Below are 21,193 nucleotides of genomic sequence, written 5' to 3' on the forward strand. Positions count from 1 at the left end.
AATGAGCTGAAAACTAGCATCATCATTAACACATAAAGTTCTTTTATTTTGAATGCGAACAAAAATAGTTTCTGTAGGATTTGAATTGGTGTAAGGAGATAGTAATTGGTTATCACCAGAAATAGCATCAACTTGATTCTCGTGAAAAGTTACATTAAAATCATCAGGATCTTGTGTGCCTAGTAAACCAGGAATTTGACTATCTAAATCGATGTTTTGAATGATTCCATTAGAATCATCACCATCCAAAGCATCATCACAATAAGAGAGGTTAGAAACTGGCGTAAAAGTTGGTTCTGGGTTTACAATAACATCAAAATTAGAGATACCATTAACACAAGAACTTACATCGTTTACCACACGTACAAAAATAGTTTCTCTGTTGGGAGTTAAATTCGAATAAGGAGAGCTTAAAGGGGTGTTTCCATTCTGTGCATCCGCCAAACTTCTGTGATAGCTGACAGAGAAAATACTTGGATCTTGCGTGCCTAAAATACCAGTAGTTTGAGATTCTAAATTGATAGTTTGCGAAAAACCATTTCTTGCAGAACCGTCAGAATTATCGTCACAAATTTCTAAATCTGCGACAAAATTAGCCACAGGTATTGGGTTTACAATTACATTAAAATTAGTCTGATCTGTAAAACAGCCAGTATTATTATTGGTAACTCTAACAAAAATTTCTTGCGAATTTGCAACAGTATTTGCAAAAGGAGATGTTTGTGGGTTGGTACCAGAATTTGCTTCAGCAGCAGAAAGGTGATAGGTTACAGTAAAATCGGCAGAATTTTGAGTACCTAAAATAGCTGCAGTTTGACTTTCTAAGTCGAAGTTTTGGACGATTCCGTTTTCAGCATCACCATCTACAACATCGTCACACAATTCTAAATCTGTAACTGAATTTGCTGTGGGTGTAGCATCTGTTTTTAAATATAATTCTCCAGTTCCTGAACAGTTATTGTTGTTTTTATTTGTAATTTTAAAATAGATGGTTTGTCTGGTAACATTAGATGGGTAACCTATATTTCTATAGTTAGAAATATCTGGAATGACATTAATTACAGCAGTTCTATCTGCAGTAGTTTCAAAAAAAGATACTTCTAAATCTGGACGTAAAGCTTGTGGGAAAAAGGCCAAAATTTCTGAGTTTGCACTGCTAAAATCAAAATTAGTAATACCATCTGTGTCATCATTTAAAGGGCCATTTGTACCATCTGTCTGTAAAAAATCATCGCAAACACTTGGGAACTCTTTATCATAAGCTACATCAGCAGCAGCTTCTACTTCTAGATTAATTTTAGAAATACTAAAACATCCTTCAGAAGAAATGGTTCTTACCCATGCTTCACCATTTTGGTTTACAGGGTAACGAATTTCATCCGCAATTAAAGGATTACCTGCAATCGCATTTGCTTCTGTTGCAAAATATTGAAAAGTTTCATTGGCCGAATTTGAAGAAATAGAAATTTCTGCTTCGGTAAGGTTTACTGTAGATACTCTATCTAAATTATCATCACATTGTAATAAGTCTACTTCAGGTGTTACAACAGGTTTTTGATTGATAGACAACGTAACTGTATTTGTAGTAAGGGAGCAACTATTTCCAGTTCTTGTTAATATAACACGGTATTGTTGGTTATTAAAAGATATTGCTGCATTTGTGATTTGTAGGCTGTTGGTAGTTGCTCCATTATAGATGGCATTATCAGTAATAGTTGTAAATCTTATACCATTGTCTGTGGAAACTTCCCATTGAAAACCATCAGCAGTACTATCAATTTCAATTACATCTGTGTTATTTTCACAAAAAATAACATTTGTAAATGGTGTGTTTATTTCAATAGGAGCAGAGGTTATGTAGTTAATGTTTGGATTTGTGTATCCATCGATATTGTTTATTACTTTTCCGTTTTTATCTACGGCAAAAGTTGAGGTATCTATAATTCCATCTTCGTTAACATCTGTAAAACCAGCTTCATTGGTGTCAAAACAATTGTCATTATCTGCATCTAATTCTGTAAAATCGGGTTCCAAATCTCCATCAGTATTTCTGACAACATAATTTAAAGATAAAACTTTAGCATCTGCAGTGGTTTCTAAGCTGTCTACTAAACCATTGATGCCAACTAAGGCATTTGCATTGTCTATGATTCCGTCAAAATCAGTATCCAAATTATGACCAGCTTCAGTACTATCAAAAATTCCATCGTTATCCGAATCAATATCTATGTAATTTGGAATACCATCTGAATCGATATCTAAGTTGTCTGTAGTTGTAAAAAAATCATCTAAACCATCTTGATTTGCGTCTGTACCAGAAAGAGAAACTTCTTGACCAAAAGCCTCTAAAATATCTGGTATTCCATCATTATCAGAATCTAAATCCAAAGCATCTTCAATACCATCTCCATCAGTATCTTTTTTAACATTGGTAAGTTTTAAATCAGCATTAAAAATAGAATTTAACACACTTGATGTGGCTGTATGTAAAAAGAGGAATCTATCTACATCATTAGCAAAAAACTTAAAAGGTGTTGTTCCATTTGGATTTGGATTGTATTTAAAACGAATTAATGAACTTGAGAAATTGGTAACTCCTGTTTCAAATTCTCCGTCAAAATTGGTGTCTACCATTAAAATATTATCAGGGTCTATTAATGTTATGTTTTTTGCAGAAGGAGCTATGCTTATTTCAAATTCTTCTCCCTCTTTTATAAAATGAGTAATAGCTTGATTTTGGATAAATTGAAAATTAAAGGTTTCTGTACTATTTAAAATATAAATATTTGAGGCATTACTTGTACTGTTATTATTAATGGTAGAAGTAAAACTTCCATTAGTATTACCAACAAAATCAACGTCTCCAGATTTTGTTAATTCTGTAGTAAAAAAGTTATTTGTAATTGTACCATTTGTATTTATGGAAGGATTGTCTAAATCTGAAAAATCAATGATACCATTACCAAAAGATTCAACAACATTTAAAATTCCATCATTGTCTAAATCAATATCTAAATTATCAATTATTAAATCGCCATCATAATCGTCAGGACATAAGCTTACAGTGATTTCTACAGAATTAAAAGTTGCCCCTGTACAATCAATTGTTCCAATTAAACGATACCTACCTGGTTCTGATTCAATTGGTGAATAATCTGAATTTGTGCTTTTTTGTACCCAAGTATTTATACTTTCATCAAAAAATTGCCATTCAAACCTATCAAAAGCATCTGTGTTTGCTGCTTGTAATGTAATATTAGGAATACAATTTCCTAATGTAGCAACTGTAGCATCAAAATTAATCTCTGGGCTTGGAGGGAAACCAGAGTAAAAACTACCAGAAGTTGCAGCATTGTTTTCGTTAAAATAGGCACAGTATAACTCTGCACTACTTTCTATAGAAATATCTCCAGTTAAATTGGTTACTTTATAAGTTACATAATTAGGGTTTCCATCAACATTAAAAGGACCTGAGGTGTTAAAGCTTGAAATTGGTTGAGCGTTGATATTTACAGTTGCCCCTTTATTGGTAACGACTGTAATTCCTCCAGAAAAAACTACATTTCCAATATTTTCTATATTAGGTATGTTGTCTACTTTTCCTCTGTTTTCACAACTTAAAGGCGGTACAAAAAACAACCCTTGATTGGCTTCATTGTCGTTTGCTCCAATGCCTTGATAGGCAAAAACGGGTTTAGAGGTTTCCACAAACATATTTCCATTGGTATTGTACTGATCGCCTTCTATTAAAAAATACTCACCTGAATTAAGTGTTTGTGAAGCTGCATTCCCATTAATTTTTATGGTGGTATCATCTTCATGAGCTGCAATTAATACGTTTTCCCAATTATTATTTCCATCACCTTTTACAAAAATATATTCTGTACCAATTTTATCTACTCCTACAATCTGGTCTATTCCATAGTCTCTTCCACCACCCGTATGAAAACTACCATTTGCAGAACCAGAATTTACAACAATGTTTTTGTTTGCAGTAATTAGGGTACCAATTAATGCATCTTTATTTATTTCACTTTCAGAACTATTTACAGCAACAATATAACTTTCACCCTCATTTAAAGTTGTGTTTATATTTGACGGATTTCCTGTAAAGTTTTTGATAGAAACATTGGTATCTATTCCAGAAAAAGTAATCTCTGTATTGTTTTCTGTTGCCATAACAGAAATAAAACTCAAATAGTTAGAGCTTGCATTTGCGTTGGTAAACATACCTGCTCTAAAAGTTGTACCTAAAGCAGAATTTCCTTTACTAACCAATGCCCCGGCTTGCGCACCATTACCTGCCAAAACTCTTATAGAAACATAAATAACATCATCTGCTTCTATGATATAACCTTTATTATTGTGTATTACACTTGTTTGAGGAGAAGAAACAAATAATTGTGTGTCTCCTGTTCCTATTAAAATCTCTTGAGGACTAGTTTTGGAAACGACACCGTTAATGTCGTTAGTAGGAAAACCTATTTGTTTAATAGTATAGGATACATTATTGTTGCTTGGTGTTGAGATGTAAAAATATTGATTTTCAGGATTTGCATTTCCTGTTTCTGCATAAGTTAAAGGAGGTATAAAATGTTTTTTACTTAATTGAGCTTGAGTTGTTAAAGAGCCTAACAAGCTCAAAAAAATAAAAAGAACTACAGCAAAATAATTTTTGAACATATTTTAAATAGAGGGTTTTTAATAAATAAAATACTAAGTTAGATAGAATTCTTTAACTAAGTCAAAAAAAACTTAAACTAACTGTAACAAATAACGAATAAAAGCTACATATATTTAAAGGAATTATTCTTTTTTTTAAAAAAAAATAACGAAATTGCTTGACTTTAAAAAATTGTTCAACTTAAAACTAAATACATATGTCTGATGAATTTGACTTGTTAGAAACCAATTCAACACAAAAAACCGAAAAAGTAGATGTAAACTGGGGGAAGGCTATAGATACCATGAAATCTAAGTTATCTCAAGAAGAAGACCCAGAAAAGCGTCAAAAAATACTAAATGCAACATTAGATGATGTAGTAGATATGGCAGAAAAAGACAGAACGTCTTTATTAGATGCTATTAAAGATTTAACAGACTATCAAGATGAAGTTGGTATTAAGTTCGAAAGTTTTTCTGCCTTAAATGCGGACGAGCAAAAAGTGATAGACGATGCTCAAAAAGCATTAGAAAGAGCAAGAATTGAGCTAGAAGATGCTAAAAATAAACCAGACACTTGGTGGAATAATCTTTGGGGTAGAAAATCTAAAATTAAAAGAGAGGAAGCAGAATTTGCAGCAGCAGAAAAAGTACGTGCTGGCGCAGATAATAAAGCCAAAGCACTGTTTCAGCAACGTATTGAAAGTGCGGATGTACAAACGTTGTTGGGCGAGCTTTCTTTTAAATCTCAAGCAGCTGTAACGCGTTTAAAAAATAGAGAAGTAGAAATTAAAGAAGTAGAAGAAAAGTTAAAAACAGCGATTGTAGAAGCGTCTAAAAATCATACCAAAGCTTTAGAGAAAAAGAAAGAAGTAGAGGATAAACTAGAACAGCAATATGCGCTGTTAAAACAGGCTCGCCAAGAATTAGACGAAATTGCAGACAAACAGTCTACAGAATATTCAGAGGCTATTGGTAAAGTAACTTCTATAGAACAAAAAGTAGAAGAGTTAGAAGGGTTGAAAAATGCTTATACAACTTTGGCTGCTAGTAAAGATAGTTTTGTGCACAAACACAATTTAACCATTAAGGTCTTAACTTCTTTACGTTCTAATTTACAAACACACAGAGCCAAATTAAAGTCAGATACCGAAGAAAGATTAAAGTATTATGATGGGTATATTGTTGCTTTAAAAGCGAGAACAGACCAAGAATTTGCTGCTATTTTAGAACATCTAGGGGTTAAAACTGACGAACATATTGGAGAAACTTTAGCATCAATGCATTCTGCAAGTGCAAGAGCTCGTCAAGATATGATGGATAATATTCCTGTTCATGAAAAAGTAATGAAAGGTGTTTACAGTACTTATGCAGAGGCTTTGCAAGAAATTCGTGATAAAGATATCGACATTCAAAAGAACTTTGCAGATAGATATGGTATAGACATGAAAGAAATTTTTGAAGACTATTACAAAGCAGATGCAAATGCACCATCAGAAAATGATGATGATGAACCAGTTGCAACTCCAAAAAAAGAATCTTCTAACGACGATTTATTGTCTTAAAAATAGGAAACAGTTTGCACTTTCAGTTTGCAGTCAGTTATTGACTGTAAACTGCTACTGAATACTGAAAACTAAACTCTATGATTACAACACCTTTAGATTCTGCAATATTAGACTCCAAAGAACAATATGTTTTTTATCATAAAATGGTAGATTTTGTGTTAAAAGAACTCATTGTAAGTGTACAGCAAGAAAAGCTATGTACACAACAAGAACTATTGATCTTTAAGCAATATTCAGATTTACTTTTATACTCTATAGAAGCCATGCGTATTAAATATATGTATGATGAAGAAGATAACATGAAGGTAGATTTAACAGACTCTGGTTTTCCTAATTATTTGGAATTTAGGTTCTTGTACAACGATTTAGAGTTAAAAAACGAATACATTCATAAATTAACAGACACAGCAACTTTAAAAAAAGAGTTTTTAGACACTTTGCTTAAAAAAAGGCAGTCTGTTAAAAGAAGTCGATTGTTTCAAGCAGCATCCATTGTTTATTATCAATCTGTAAATCAACAATTAATATTTAACAGGTTTGTGCAAGGGAAAATTATTGAAGCTCCAAAAAATAGCAATGCTTCGCTCTTAACAAGTTGGAGTTTTTATGATGTTAGTAAGAACAGGCCTTATATCTGTTATCTCTATTTTAACTATGATGGAAAACGAATAGATGACGAAAAAGAAAATATTTACAAAGTTTTAAAAGAAAGTGCAGATAGAGAAATGTCTTTAGATACGATGGCTTATAATATTGATAGAAAGTTGCCAAACATACAACCAAAACATATTAAAAGGATAGATTTAGGGCCATTTCATAACGTATTTGCAAAAGATGAAAATGAAATTACGCATGCAATTTTAGGAGGAATTTCAAGAAAAGAAATTCCGTTAGAATCGTATGCATTATCCTTAAAAATTGATGAAGTTTTTTCGGGAGAAACCTTTACAGAAGGTGGTTTTTTTTCGAAACAAACCATGCAAAAATGGAGTGAACCCATTAAGCAAAAATACGTTTTTGCACCACATAGAATTATACAACTTTTACACAATAGAACTCCAGAAGCTTTACATAAATTGGCTAAAAATCCAATAGAATTAGCGAGTTTAAAAATAGAAGTTTAATTAATAAGTAGTTACCATTAGCAGTTTTCAGAACTGCCTACTGATACTGCAAACTGCCAACTAAAAATATGAATCACAACTCAACTTTTCCTATAAAACAAAACGAATTAGACATGCTTCGTGATGAAGCTTCTGGATATTTAAAATCCATTCAATGGGAACAAAGCAATAGAGCAAAAAATAGAGATAATGATGCAAAAGACGATTCCATTTTATTGTATCTATCTAGAGCAAATAGTGGAAGTAATGTAGAAATTACCTCAGTTTCTAAAACTATTTTAGGCCTAAAAAAGCGATTGTTACCAGATTCAATTGCAATTCCTGTCTTTTTAAATCAGACTTTGTATGCTGTACAAGAGGGGATTACCTTAGGTATTTGGATAAAAGATAGCTATTACGATGCTTCAGGTTTATCCTCTTTAAATGATAGAAAATCAGCATTAGATTCAAGAGGAAAAAGAGAATACGAAAGTAAATTGCACACAGCAACTGCGTTTCAATTATTTGCAACCTCTTATAAAGTTTTACACGATTTAAAACCACATGCTTCAGACGATTTATCTGTAATGAAACAAAAGTTTGCAGGCATTCCAGAAGTTTCTTTTTTATCACCTTTAAAAGGAATTGCCTGTGCTTTATTTTACTACGATAAATACTTAGGACATCCAGAAATTGTAAAAACAGACAAAGATGTACTCGATTTTACAGTGGTGTATTTTGAGGCGCTAATCGATGAAATTCAACTAAGAAAAAGCACTTTAGAATACACAGAAACCATTGTAGATAGAACTTATAAATTAGAAAAATCTGATTTTGCAGTGGCTGGTTGGGACAACGTTTTTGCAGGTGCCGCAAAAAGTATTGAGTTTAATAAAATTCAGTTCGAGCAAATTGTAGGTAATAAAGATGCAAAACATTTTGCACGTAGGTTAACAGAACGTATGTTGAGTTACGATTTTGAGGCGAAGAAAAATCCGTTTCAAGAGCTGGGTGGTTTTATGCCCGTTTTTATGGGATATGGAATTCCTGGAACAGGAAAATCGATGTTAATAGCAGCCATTGCAACCCGTTTAAAAGAACATTGTGACAATTTAGATATTCCGCTTTTATTCCATCCAATGCCAGATACCCTAATTAGTACTTTTCAAGGTGGTTCTGCAGAAAAAATGGTAGCGTGGATGAAACCCATGCAAGACCCCACAAAATTAATTTTTGCACCAATTGATGATGCAGAAAATAACTTACAAGAAAGAACTGCACAAGGTGTTTCTGCTGGGGTAAAAGAAGTGATTGGTGTGTTTTTGAGATATACAGAAGGCGCTTACGCTGTAAATTACGGAAATTCTTCTATAGGTCTTTTTACTAATTTACCAGAAATGTTAGACAAAGCAGTTATTTCTAGAGTACAAGGTAGATTTAAAATTGATGGCGCAAGAACAGAGCATGATTTTTTAGACCAAGATTATATTTGGTGGAAGAAATTTGAAAAAACGATTCCAGATTTTGTGAATATGCAAAACCCTGCGAATTATCAATATTTGAAAGACCAAGGTTTGGCTAAAAATATGGGTGATATTTTAAATGCAGTAGAAAAACCATCAGAAGAGAGAGTTTTAGAGGCTTATGATAAAGCAGAAAAAAATCATACATCAAACGAACATTTGTTTTTTGCAATTTTGTACAAAGAAATTCAAAAAATATTTCCGTTTTTCTCTTCTAGAGATGTACGTAATATTCAGTCTGCAATTTCATTACGATTAACAGATTTTGATTTGGAACAAGATTGGTTTGAAAATCCAGAAATCTATTTTAAGAAAAATTACGAAACCAAGTTTAACATGTTGCAAGAATTAATGAAAGCCAACATGAAAGGCTTAGATTTTTCTGAAATAAGAAGACAAGAAGTGGTTCGTTATTTAGACAATGTTGCCACCATTGCAGATACTGATTTTAAACGAAAAGTAGATGCAAGAGTCAACCAATTAAACATTGATTTAGAAGCAAGAAAAAACTTTGAAAGTGAGCGATAAAAAAGTACAAAATGTTGTTTCTAAAACTATTTCTAATATTTGGGCAAAATTAGAACAAGTTAGTTTCGATTTTACGTTTAAAAACGGAAAAACAGCACGTTTAACGCACGAAGTTTATGGAAAAGCAGATGGAGTAGCAGTGTTGTTGTACAATCCAACAACAAAAAAAGTGGTATTGACTAAGCAATTTAGAATTCCTATCTATGTTGCAGGTGTTAAAAATGGATTTTCAATAGAAGTCTGTGGTGGTTCTATAGATAAAAATGAAGCTCCAGAAAAAACAGCCATTAGAGAAACTAGAGAAGAAATTGGTTATGCTATTTCCGAATTAGAAAAAGTAAGTACGGTTTTTTTATCACCTGGTTTAATGCGAGAAAAAGTGCATTTATACGTTGCTAAATACACAAATGAAGACAAAATTAAAAATGAAGGTGGAGGTTTAGATACCGAAAGTGAAGAAATTACCATTTTAGAAATGTCGTTTAACGAGGCTTTAAAAATGATAGAAACAGAAGAAATTATAGATGCAAGAACCATTATGTTATTGTATCATTTAAAAATAAAAGAATTAATTTAAAACTGAAAATCTTTTCTTTTGGAAAGGACTTAAGATAGGAATGGATAAACTTAAAAAAGCCAATTTATATAGAAACGAACTCATTTCCATTAACGGAAAATTAGTAGAACGTTACAATAAATGTTTGCAAAAACTAGGTTTTACACCAACCAAATTAACCTCTTTTTCAATTGATGGTATGGGGTGGAGTTCAGAAATTGCAGCAGAAAAAAAAGAAAATTTCTATTTAAACAATGGCGAAGCAAATACACATGCCATTATAATAACACCCAAACAAAAAGGCATTGCTTTGTATAATCCCTTTCATTCTTTTGATAAGGAAATTATGAAAACCGTGTTTAGAAAACATGGAGATGCTATTAACGATATTACAAGAGATGCTGCAATTTGTTTAGATTTTGATCAGAATATAGACACGTTTTACCAACCTTTAGATGTATTAAAATACAAAGATATTATTATCAAATTTCACCTAATTAATAATTTGGATGAAGCAAAAGCAGCACAATTAAAGCTAATTGAAACGTTCCATAAAGATGCTAATTTTATAGACGAAGGTTTACATCAACAATTGTTAGCATCTGCAAAAAAATATGGCGATTTAAGAACGCGTGTTTTAGAATTAGAACCTGTAAAATTTACAACAGATTCTTTTTACACCAAAGCATTTGGAGGTGTTTTTGTTTTAAGAGATTTTGTAAAACCTATTTTAATTTTCGAAAATGAAGCCACTTACAAAGAGGCTATACATGATACACTTTACGATGTTTTAATGTATCATATTTCTCATAAAGAATTAATAGATAGGTTATTGAGTTATGATGTAATTGAGTTTGATTTAGAAGAAGAAGTAAATGGAAAAAGGTACAGCAGAATTAAAAAATACATTTTTTCTGAATTTTTAAAAGATACATCTCATGCAACCAAAGACATATTAGAAGACCCTATTTTATTTAAAAGTTATTTAAATAAAATTGACATTTCTGATCGAAAAAAAGTAATGGGTTTAGAGTTGTTTTTAGAAAAGAAAGAAATTTCTAAAACTATAAAAGCAAAAAATATTTTAGAAAACGATTTGTTTGTAGCTCTAAACAAACCACATTCGTCATTAAAACCATCACACCAAGATTTAATTTGGTATTTATTAGTAAATATTGCACCAAAAGATGTTTTATTTTTATATTGGTATGACAAAGAACAGTTTTATGCGATTTTTAATACGTTAAATGCATCTGTTCAAGATTGGGTAATTAACACAATTTTAAATGGGTTTTAAAACTCTACAAGGCTTTAAAACCTTGCAGGAATAAAAAATAAATAAGAATTAATACCTACAAGGTCTTCTAGACCTTGCAGGATAAAAACTAAAAACATGACACTAGAAATCATCATTTTTATAGCATCCATATTATTTGGAGCCATTTTATACTGGAGAGAATCTCAAGGAAATAAATTGTATCGTTTTTTTAATAAATTGATGAACTCAAAAGAGTTGCAGATGAAATCTACAGATAAAAAAGGATTTTTATACCAACAAAATTTCTTTATAAGATTGGTTTTTATCACATCATTATTTTTAGTAGGAATTTTAATAACACGTTTTTTAATTCCCATAGATTTAGCAACCATTTCATTATTTGCCTCTATGATTTTTGGTACACTTCTAGGAACTTATTTAGCAGGTTTCATTTTTAAATCATCAAAAATTATAGACGAACAATCAGATAGTTTAGAAGATAAATTTGACGAGGTTTTAGAAAAAGGAAAAGATTTTATACAAGATATAAAAGCAAAAGAACCAGATGCCATAGAACGTGCACAAGAGGAAATAGAACCACCTAAAAAGCAAGAAAAATCTGCTAGAGAACGTCTAAAAGATAAAGGGTATTTAAAATAAAATAATCATAAATTTTAAGTGAAGAGTTAGAAACTTCAAGCTTCAAACTCCCAACTTCAAACTATATAGTATGAGTGAGAAACTTCAAGCTTCTAACTTCATACTTCAATCTCAAAATTATGTTAAAAAGGTATTGGCAAAAAGGCAGTAAGCAAAAAAGAAATGTAATCATATTGGCAATCATTTTTATTGCTTTATTATTCTTTTTAAGGGATGATTATCAACCTGCATTATTGTTTGTTAGAAAATTTATTTTTGTAATTCTTTTAGGAAGTCTTATTTTATTTTTTGCGCTTAAAAATTTTAGAAAAACACCAAGTACAGGCAAAAGAATTGGTATTTTATTTTTTTTAATCGCTTTTTTTGGAGTGTTCTATTATTTGGGTTGGAATCTAAAATTATACGATTATATGAAAACTTATAATGTCTATAACAGCTTAAATAGAATAGAAATTGTAGAGTTGCCATTAACTCAGAACGAACGCATACAACCGCTAAGAAATATCTTTTCCATGGCAAACGAATCTGTTGGCGAAACCAAAGATGTTTCTCTGCCACATTTGGTCAGAGTAGATGGTACCAATCAATGGACAATGGCCATACAACCCACAGAAAAGTATTATTGGCAAGGTTTAAAAGACAATACAGAAGAAGTATTTTCAGTATCAAGTACCACACCTTTCCCGCGTTTTTCATCAGAAAATAGAATTCCGGTTACATTTTCTATTGGCGAATCACTAAAATTTAGTAGAAATACCTACAATGCTGTTGTGCAACGCTTAAATCCTTGGATGTTATTTAACTACGAACCAAGTGATACTTATTACATGAAAAATGATGCGGGTGCTTGGGTACAAGTTGTAAGTTTAATCAAATGGAAAGGCTTCTTTTTTCCTTATCCTACTTTTGGTGGCGTAATGATTGTAGAAAATGGAGACCATGATTGGTCAGATTATTTAGAAAGAATTACCATTGGAAAAGGGACATTTATTGCTCCAGAAGAAATGAAAAATTATGCATTTTTAACCAAGCAAAATACCTTGGCAGAAAAAGTATCTCGTTTGCAAGCAGAATCCTTAAAATTTATTGGTGGTTTTTCAGATCCATTACCTTGGAATATGAAAACCGCGGTTAAAATTCCAGATTTACCAGACGATCAAAATCAGCAACCTTTTGTAACCGATTTCGATTTTTCAGATACCAAAATTGGTGCTTATAGTGGTTTGTATCACTGGTTTGGTTTAGAGCCAGTTGGCGATGAAAGAACCAGTTTAACCTACAGCGTTTTTATACCTGCAGATGGCACAGATGCTTTGTATTATTATGATCATGCCTCAAAAAAACAAGGTTATGCAGGGGTTTCTGCAATGCCTTTAAAAGTAATAGAATCTAAAAAAGAATACGATTGGTCTGCTAATAAACCTGTAGAATTTAGACCGTACATTAAAAATATAGCAGGTAGAAAACGCATGTTTTTTCTAGGTACCATATCTTCTATAAAACAAGAAAACGCACAGTTTGATGGTTCTGCAACACCAGATTTGGCTTTAATTGATGCAGAGTATAGAGATGTTGTTTGGATCGACGCCAAAAAACCAAGTACTTGGAATGAAGAGGTTTATGTGCAATTAAACGAGGCTTGGAGAGCCAGCGAAAACATTAATATTTATTTTGAAAAAGAGAAAACCATTTTAGAAAAAAATAGACAAATATTAGATTCTATTCAGTTGATTTCTAAACAAGAAAAAAATATTAAAGAAATTCAACGATTGCAAAAACAAATCGATTCTATAAAAATGAATAATTAATGTTATTATGAGTTTAGGAAGCAATCTCTTTCTCTAAATAGCAATTATTGGTAGCTATTACTTAGCTTGGAGTTTAACTTGAGCGAAGTCGAGAGATTATATCTTTTTTCCTTCTTTAAAAAAGGAAGTCATTTCAAATGCGAAGCTTTCAACGATTCATTAAAAAATAGAAAAGCAGCGTTAACCTGAGCTAGAATTGGTTGTTGGGTTTTGTTAAAATTGAATATTATTTTTCTTTTTCGCTAACGTGTTTATATATGGTTTGTTGCGTGGTTAAGCACGTAATTTAGCAAATAAAAACCGAATAGAAAATCCGCGAGGATTTTCGTAAGTAGGCTAAAAGAAAGCAATAAAATTTATACGTTTTTGTACAACGTTAAGAAATAATTTTTTCATTTAATAATCTTTTTTGTTTCCAATCTGGAAGTTTATTAAAGTGAAATTTCCATTGTGCTAAAACTTCTCTTTCGGCTTTAAAAGTTCCAATTGGAGGTTTAAGGTTAGGGTATTGAAATTTCATACTCAAGTATGCTTGAATTTGTTTTTCAAACGAATCAATATCCTTATTTTCTTTGTGGTTAAAATCAACACCAATTTCAAGTAATAAAGCTTCCCTTTCTTCTTCAAGATATCTCAAAGTCCCATCTTTTCTTTTAATTCCGTTTCTTTTTAAATGTCTTTGGTCATTTAACCATTTTCCAAGTTTGTTTTTTGTTTTGTCTGGATTGGTTTGTGGAACATGAGCATTTTCATATTTTTCCGCCCACTTTTTCAATTCATTATAATTGGCTAACCAGTTTTTATTTATTCGATTAAATTCTGCTAATTCTTTTGACCATATAAAATCTAAATCATTTAGTTTTTCAATTTTATAATCACTTAAAACATCATTGTTATAATAAGTTTTTTGAGTAGCAACCCAATTCCCTAATGAATAAAAAGGATCTTCTTTATCTCGAGTGTGTGGTACATCAGAATCTCCATATTCATCGTAATATGCTTTAAGTAATTCATAGTTGCCTTCCCAAATTTTAGCCCATCTAATTTCATGTCCATCTCCAAAATAAAAACCAATTTTTTCTAATTTACTTTTATGTTCGGTTGGTATAGTGTTATTGGCATTAAATATCTTTTGTTTTCTATACCACATGTAAAGTTGATAACTCTCATAGTCACGAGGAACTGTTACTTCATTGTTTTTCTGTTTAAAGATTACGAATTCATCAAAATATTCCTGCCAAGTTTCCATATACTTTTCGGTGATTTTGAATTCAAAAGTTTTTTTAGAATTATTATTATTATTGTTTTCGGTTTCGTTAGTCTTTAAAAATTCAGTTAAATCAAGGTCAATTTCTTCCTCTTTTTTATTTCCATTTATACTTAGATATGAATTCAGTCGTTTTAATAAGCGAAGAATACTTTTGTGAGATAAACAATTATATTTTGGCTCAATAGAATTCGTGATAGAATTTTCCAATTCCTCTAATTTATCTTCTCCTTTTAGAGTAATTCCCCATTCGTGATTAAGCCAAAGACCACTATCTGTGAAATTAGCAGAAGAAATTAATCCACCAACATATTTTCCAGACTGTTTGAAAATGTAAATTTTCCCATGCAGTTTATTATTTAGGGAAATATTACATTCAATTTCTCCTGACTTTATTTTAGGTATTTCAATTAATGATTTTAAAGAGTGGACTTTTTTTATTTGGTCTAATGAATTTGGTAATAAAGTAGTAATAAGATTTATTTTTTTTATATTTAAAAGGATTTCATCTTTGAAAAAATGACCAAAATCTCTCATCAAATATGGACTTGTAATAAACAATTCATCAGATATTTTTATCATTTCGAGAATATACTCTTTATGATTTTTGTCTGATTTTAAATTGTCGATTATTTTCATCTGTGGTAATGTTGTACAACGTTAACACGTTTATTTAACGTTTTAATGTTTTATAAACGTAATTAACGAAGTTAGCATTTTTCAATAAGAAAATCAACAGGTAAAAACACCCATTTTAATAAATTTACATCAATATATTTCCTTGGATATATTTTCCTTGGTAAATATATTTTTATTTTGTAACTTTGTTATGAATTTAAAAGATAGTTATTAATTGATAACATCTGAAATCACAAACAAAAAAATATACAAATTATGAAAAAAGTATTAGCATTTGCAGGAAGTACAAGTTCTACTTCTATAAACAAACAATTAGCAACCTTTGCAGCAGAAAATTTAGAAAATACTTCTTTTGATGTGATCGATTTAAGAGATTTTCCGATGCCAATGTATAGTGAAGATGAAGAAAAAGAAAATGGTTTTTCAGACAACGCAAAAAAATTTTCTGACTTGTTAGATAATTATGATGGTTTTATATTGTCGTTAGCAGAACACAATGGTTCTTATGCGGCTGCTTTTAAAAATATATTCGATTGGAGTTCTAGATTAAACGCAAAAGTGTTTAGAGAAAAACCATTGTTATTAATGGCAACTTCACCAGGCGCAAGAGGTGGTCAGTCAGTATTATCTCATGGTACAGCAAAATTTCCTGGTATGGGAGCGGCAGATTTAATTAAGTTCTCTTTACCAAGTTTTAATGATAATTTTAAAGATGGTAAAATTATAGAAGATGAGTTACTGAATCAATTAAAATCAAATATTAAAGACTTTGAAAATTTAGTAAATAATTAAAATATGAAGATTATTTTATACGGTAAACAAGGACATGCATATACAGTAGCATTTAAAAATTTTTTAAATTCTACAGATGTACCTTTTGTTTATAAAGATATTTCTAAAGATGTAGATGCCAGAGAACACAGCAAAGAATTGTATGGTGGTGTTGCAAAATATCCAACATTATTTGTAGACGACGCAGTCTATTTAACACCTACTACCGAAGAATTTAATAAAATAATGCAAGATTTAAAACTAAGAGCGTAAAAGTTCAAAATTTTTAATTCAAAATTTAAAGTTAAAACTTTGAATTTTAAATATAAAACATGGAATACTAAAGTATGGGAGATATTTCTAAAGACATAAAATCTAGTTTTGTAAGCAACAAAGTAAAGGCTTTAATTAATATAAAATACACTTCTAATTGGTTAAGTAGTAAAGAAAATGAGTTTTTTAAACCTTATGGTATTTCGCCACAACAATACAATATTCTAAGAATTCTACGAGGAGCAAAAGAGAGAACCAAAGTGCAAATTGTAAAAGATAGAATGATAGAAAGAGCACCTAATGCTACTCGTTTAATGGATAAATTGTGTGATAAGAATTTGATAGAAAGAGAACGATGTGAACACGATAGAAGAGTGGTTTATGTAAAAATTACCAATCAAGGTTTAGAATTATTATCAACTATTGACGAATATAAGAATTTATCTTTTTTAGAAAACTTATCAGAAGAAGAGGCAGAAACATTAAGTAATTTATTAGACAAAATCAGATAAAAAAATTTACAAATATATTTTCCTTGGAAAGTATATTTTAAAAATTAATAAATCCGTTTAAATTAAAATAGTTAGAATTAACTGTAAGTTCGAGAAATCACGATTTTTGCGTGATTGTATTGATAACAAATTATAGAATCATGACAAAATTAAAAAACATTCAACATAAAGTTTCAAGTCCTTTAGTAAATATGGGCCCCATACGTTTGCGACAACCTTTGCCTACACAAGGTATTGAGAATGTTGATCCTTTTTTGTTATTACATCATTATGGACCGTACGCAATATCAGAATTTAATAATCCTTTCGATTTAGGACCACATCCTCACAGAGGTTTTGAGCCCATCACACTATTATTTAAAGGAGAACAATTACACAGAGATTCTTTAGGAAACGAAATGGTAGTAAAAGCGGGCGGAGTGCAATGGACAACCGCAGGAAGAGGAATTATACATGCAGAAGCGCCCACAAAAGAATTCGTGAAAAAAGGAGGAGATTTAGAAGGAATCCAATTGTGGTTAAACTTACCTGCAAAACACAAAATGATACCCCCAAATTATCAGCATTTAGAAGATGAAGAAATTCCAAAAATATTTTCTGATGATAAAAAGGTACAATTAAATATTGTTGCAGGAAATCAAGGTGATGTATTTGGCAAGATTCAAACACAAACTGAAGTCAATGTTTTTACAGCAAAAGCTGACAAACAGGGTGAGATAGAAATTAAAATCCCAGAAAACCATCAATCTTTAGTGTACCTATTAGATGGAGAAGTTTTAGTAAATCATAAAGAGGTTTTACAAAAAGGAGCAAACCAAATGATTACCTTTCATGAAGAAGGAGATACTATTCAATTGAAAGCGGATATAGAGAGTACACTTTTAATTTTATCGGGCATACCTATCAAAGAAAAAGTTACACAATATGGCCCCTACGTGATGAATACGCAAACCGAAATTTTAGAAGCTATGCGAGATTATCAACAAGGAAAAATGGGCTATTTATATTAATTTTTAAAACAAAGATTATTAGATTTTTGGATGTCTAGATTATTAGATTTTTCTAACAATCCAAGAATCTAATAGTCTAAAAATCTATAATAAAATGAAAAAAACAATTCACAAAGCAAACACAAGAGGTTACGCAAATCTTGGTTGGTTAAAAGCAACACATTCATTTAGTTTTGGTAGATATTACAATCCAGAAAGAATGAGTTTTGGTCTGTTACGCGTTCTTAATGATGATATTGTACAATCTAAAATGGGTTTTGGTACACATCCACATGACAATATGGAAATTATTACCATTCCCATTTACGGAGCATTATCTCATAAAGATAGTATGGGTAATAAAAAAGCCATAAATCCTGGTGAAGTTCAAGTAATGAGTGCAGGAACAGGACTTACGCATTCTGAGTTTAATGATAGCCCAACTGAGGAAGTAAACACCCTACAACTCTGGATTATGACAGAGAAACAAAACGTAGCCCCTTTCTATGATCAAAAAAAGTTTGATGAAGCAGATAGAAAAAATAAATTTCAAACCTTAGTTTCGCCAAGAACTAATCAAGTAGAAGGTTCTTTGCCAATATATCAACAAGGTTATATTTCTATGATTGATTTAGATGAAGGTTTTGAAACTGAATATACTTTAAAAAATGCAGCTTATTTTTTCTTAATTGATGGTGAAGTTGAAGTTGCTGATGAAACTTTAGAAAATAGAGATGCTTTAGGTATAGAAAATACCGAAAAAGTAACCGTAAAAGCATCAAAAAAGAGTAAGTTATTAGTGATTGATGTTCCAATGATGTAAAATTTTATTCCTTCAATTTTTGAAAGTTTAGAACTTTCTAGCTATAGCCAAAGAACGAATTTCTTTGGCTTTTTCTTTTCAAAAAATAAACATATCTTGCAAGTGTTATGCATGCATAATAAATGAAGAATGGCTTTTTGTAGCTCTGCTACAAAATTCAGTTAAAACTGTCATTCCTGTGAAAACAGAAATCTAAACTTTGATAGTTTTGACTTGATTTTTTTTTAATCTAAATAAAATAGTGAAATGAGTAAATACAAACACATTTTTGAGCCCTTAGATTTAGGATTTACCAACCTTAAAAACAGAATTTTAATGGGGTCTATGCACACTGGTTTAGAGGAGGAAAAAAATGGTATAGACAGAATTGCAGCTTATTATGCAGAACGTGCAAAAGGTGGAGTAGGCTTAATTGTAACTGGAGGAATTGCACCTAACATTCAAGGCTGGACAGCACCTTTTGCAGCAAGAATGTCTACCAAAAAGCATGCAAAACATCATCAGAAAATAACAAAAGCAGTACATGCAGTAGGAGGGAAAATTTGTATGCAAATTCTACATGCAGGTAGGTATGGATATCATCCATTTAATGTTGCGCCCTCAAAAATAAAAGCACCCATCAACAGATTTACACCTTTTAAACTTAAAGAATCTGGAATTAAAAGAACTATCAAAGACTTTGTAAATGCTGCAAAATTATCTAAAACAGCAGGCTATGATGGCGTTGAAATTATGGGTTCAGAAGGGTATTTAATCAATCAATTTATTGCAAAAAGAACCAATAAACGAAATGATAAATGGGGTGGAGATTATGAAAACAGAATGCGTTTACCTATAGAATTGGTTAAGCAAACAAGGGCAGCTGTAGGAGAGAATTTTATCATTATTTACAGGCTATCAATGTTAGATTTGGTAGAAGGTGGAAGTTCTTGGGAAGAAATTGTACAATTGGGCAAAGAAATAGAAAAAGCTGGTGCAACTATCATCAATACAGGTATTGGTTGGCATGAAGCTAGAATACCTACAATTTCTACTTCAGTGCCAAGAGCAGCATTTACTTGGGTGACCAAAAAAATGAAAGCAGAGGTAAGTATTCCATTAATTACTTCTAATAGAATTAACATGCCAGAAACTGCAGAAAAAATCTTAGCTGAATGTCATGCAGATATGATTTCTATGGCACGCCCTTTTTTAGCAGATCCAGAATGGGTAAAAAAAGCCCAAGAAGAAAGAGCAGATGAAATTAATACTTGTATTGGTTGCAATCAAGCGTGTTTAGACCATGTTTTTCAACAAAAAGTTGCCAGTTGTTTGGTAAATCCAAGAGCTTGCCATGAAACAGAATTGAATTATAAACCCACTCAAAAGCCTAAAAAAATTGCAGTTGTTGGTGCAGGACCTGCAGGATTAGCAGCATCAACTATTGCAGCTCAAAGAGGTCATTCTGTAACTTTATTTGATGCTGCTTCAGAAATTGGAGGTCAGTTTAATATGGCAAAAAAAATTCCTGGTAAAGAAGAGTTTTACGAGACTATCAGATATTTTAATAAACAAATTGAGTTGCATAACGTTATTGTAAAATTAAACACAAAAGCTACTGTTGAAGATTTAGAAAATTCAGATTTCGATGACATTGTAATTGCTACAGGTATAAAACCAAGAGAACTTAAAATTGAAGGAATTAATCATAAAAAAGTATTGAGTTATATTGATGTTTTAAAACATAAAAAACCAGTCGGAAAACGTGTAGCAGTTATTGGTGCAGGTGGTATTGGTTTTGATGTTTCAGAATATTTATCTCACGAAGGTGAATCTACATCACAAAATATTGATGCTTGGTTGCAAGAATGGGGAATAGATAAAACCCTACAATCAAGAGCTGGTATTGAAGGTATGAAACTTGAGTATCATCCATCACCTAGAGAAATTTTTATGTTTAAAAGAAGTGCTGGTAAATTTGGTGGTAATTTGGGTAAAACTACGGGTTGGATTCATAGATCTACCTTAAAAAAGAAGAAAGTACAATTTATTGGAGAGGTTTCTTATACTAAAATAGACAACCAAGGCTTGCATTACACAAAAAATAATGAAGACAAGGTTCTAGTGGTTGATAACATTGTCATTTGTGCAGGTCAAACACCGTTTAAAGAACTTTATGAACCTTTAGTAGATTTGGGTAAAAATGTTCATGTAATTGGTGGTGCAGACTTTGCAAGTGAATTAGATGCCAAAAGAGCTATAAATCAAGGTGCA

At 31.1% G+C, this 21,193-nt stretch carries 15 protein-coding genes; 13 read left to right on the forward strand and 2 right to left on the reverse strand.

The features are described from left to right. Positions 1 to 4,683: hypothetical protein (locus ACTG3S_RS08485; RefSeq protein ID WP_439128925.1), on the reverse strand; the 4,683-nt coding region annotated here is incomplete at its 3' end. A gap of 197 nt (positions 4,684 to 4,880) precedes the next feature. On the opposite strand from ACTG3S_RS08485, the gene ACTG3S_RS08490 reads away from it, so the two are divergent. From ACTG3S_RS08490 to ACTG3S_RS08520, 7 genes are all read left to right on the forward strand, one after another. Further along, positions 4,881 to 6,227 (forward strand): microtubule-binding protein, encoded by a 1,347-nt coding sequence (locus tag ACTG3S_RS08490; protein ID WP_439128926.1) that lies wholly within the window; start codon positions 4,881 to 4,883, stop codon positions 6,225 to 6,227. Between the two features lie 80 nt (positions 6,228 to 6,307). Then, positions 6,308 to 7,354, forward strand: coding sequence for a hypothetical protein (locus tag ACTG3S_RS08495; RefSeq protein ID WP_439128927.1), 1,047 nt, complete (start codon positions 6,308 to 6,310; stop codon positions 7,352 to 7,354). A 68-nt stretch (positions 7,355 to 7,422) separates the two neighbouring features. Further along, positions 7,423 to 9,384: an AAA family ATPase gene (locus tag ACTG3S_RS08500; RefSeq protein WP_439128928.1), complete on the forward strand. Its 1,962-nt coding sequence runs from the start codon at positions 7,423 to 7,425 to the stop codon at positions 9,382 to 9,384. Beyond that, on the forward strand, positions 9,374 to 9,961 hold the full coding sequence (locus ACTG3S_RS08505; protein WP_439128929.1) for an NUDIX domain-containing protein: 588 nt from the start codon (positions 9,374 to 9,376) through the stop codon (positions 9,959 to 9,961). Before ACTG3S_RS08500 ends, ACTG3S_RS08505 begins: the two co-directional genes overlap by 11 nt. Before the next feature lie 40 nt (positions 9,962 to 10,001). Further along, the gene (locus ACTG3S_RS08510; RefSeq protein WP_439128930.1) at positions 10,002 to 11,237 is read left to right on the forward strand and encodes a DUF6638 family protein; all 1,236 of its coding nucleotides are present in this window, start codon (positions 10,002 to 10,004) and stop codon (positions 11,235 to 11,237) included. Positions 11,238 to 11,333: 96 nt separating this feature from the next. Beyond that, positions 11,334 to 11,858 carry a hypothetical protein gene (locus tag ACTG3S_RS08515; RefSeq protein ID WP_439128931.1) on the forward strand — a complete coding sequence of 175 codons (525 nt, stop codon included), beginning with the start codon at positions 11,334 to 11,336 and terminating at the stop codon, positions 11,856 to 11,858. 119 nt (positions 11,859 to 11,977) lie between these two features. Further along, the gene (locus ACTG3S_RS08520; RefSeq protein WP_439128932.1) at positions 11,978 to 13,666 is read left to right on the forward strand and encodes a hypothetical protein; all 1,689 of its coding nucleotides are present in this window, start codon (positions 11,978 to 11,980) and stop codon (positions 13,664 to 13,666) included. 376 nt (positions 13,667 to 14,042) lie between these two features. On the opposite strand, the gene ACTG3S_RS08525 is transcribed toward ACTG3S_RS08520, so the two are convergent. Next, positions 14,043 to 15,572 carry a Helicase associated domain protein gene (locus ACTG3S_RS08525; protein WP_439128933.1) on the reverse strand — a complete coding sequence of 510 codons (1,530 nt, stop codon included), beginning with the start codon at positions 15,570 to 15,572 and terminating at the stop codon, positions 14,043 to 14,045. Between the two features lie 255 nt (positions 15,573 to 15,827). Here ACTG3S_RS08525 and ACTG3S_RS08530 point away from each other — a divergent pair, with 255 nt between their 5' ends. From ACTG3S_RS08530 to ACTG3S_RS08555, 6 genes are all read left to right on the forward strand, one after another. Continuing rightward, positions 15,828 to 16,364: an NADPH-dependent FMN reductase gene (locus ACTG3S_RS08530; protein ID WP_439128934.1), complete on the forward strand. Its 537-nt coding sequence runs from the start codon at positions 15,828 to 15,830 to the stop codon at positions 16,362 to 16,364. Between the two features lie 3 nt (positions 16,365 to 16,367). Continuing rightward, positions 16,368 to 16,616, forward strand: coding sequence for a glutaredoxin family protein (locus ACTG3S_RS08535; RefSeq protein ID WP_439128935.1), 249 nt, complete (start codon positions 16,368 to 16,370; stop codon positions 16,614 to 16,616). A gap of 74 nt (positions 16,617 to 16,690) precedes the next feature. Continuing rightward, positions 16,691 to 17,128, forward strand: a complete 438-nt coding sequence (locus ACTG3S_RS08540) for a MarR family winged helix-turn-helix transcriptional regulator (protein WP_439128936.1) — start codon at positions 16,691 to 16,693, stop codon at positions 17,126 to 17,128. Between the two features lie 140 nt (positions 17,129 to 17,268). Then, positions 17,269 to 18,138 carry a pirin family protein gene (locus ACTG3S_RS08545; protein WP_439128937.1) on the forward strand — a complete coding sequence of 290 codons (870 nt, stop codon included), beginning with the start codon at positions 17,269 to 17,271 and terminating at the stop codon, positions 18,136 to 18,138. Positions 18,139 to 18,232: 94 nt separating this feature from the next. Beyond that, on the forward strand, positions 18,233 to 18,940 hold the full coding sequence (locus tag ACTG3S_RS08550) for a pirin family protein (RefSeq protein ID WP_439128938.1): 708 nt from the start codon (positions 18,233 to 18,235) through the stop codon (positions 18,938 to 18,940). A 246-nt stretch (positions 18,941 to 19,186) separates the two neighbouring features. Beyond that, positions 19,187 to 21,193, forward strand: a 2,007-nt coding sequence (locus ACTG3S_RS08555) for an FAD-dependent oxidoreductase (protein ID WP_439128939.1), incomplete at its 3' end; no start/stop codon positions are given.

This window comes from Polaribacter sp., from assembly GCF_965656025.1.
Lineage (GTDB): Bacteria > Bacteroidota > Bacteroidia > Flavobacteriales > Flavobacteriaceae > Polaribacter.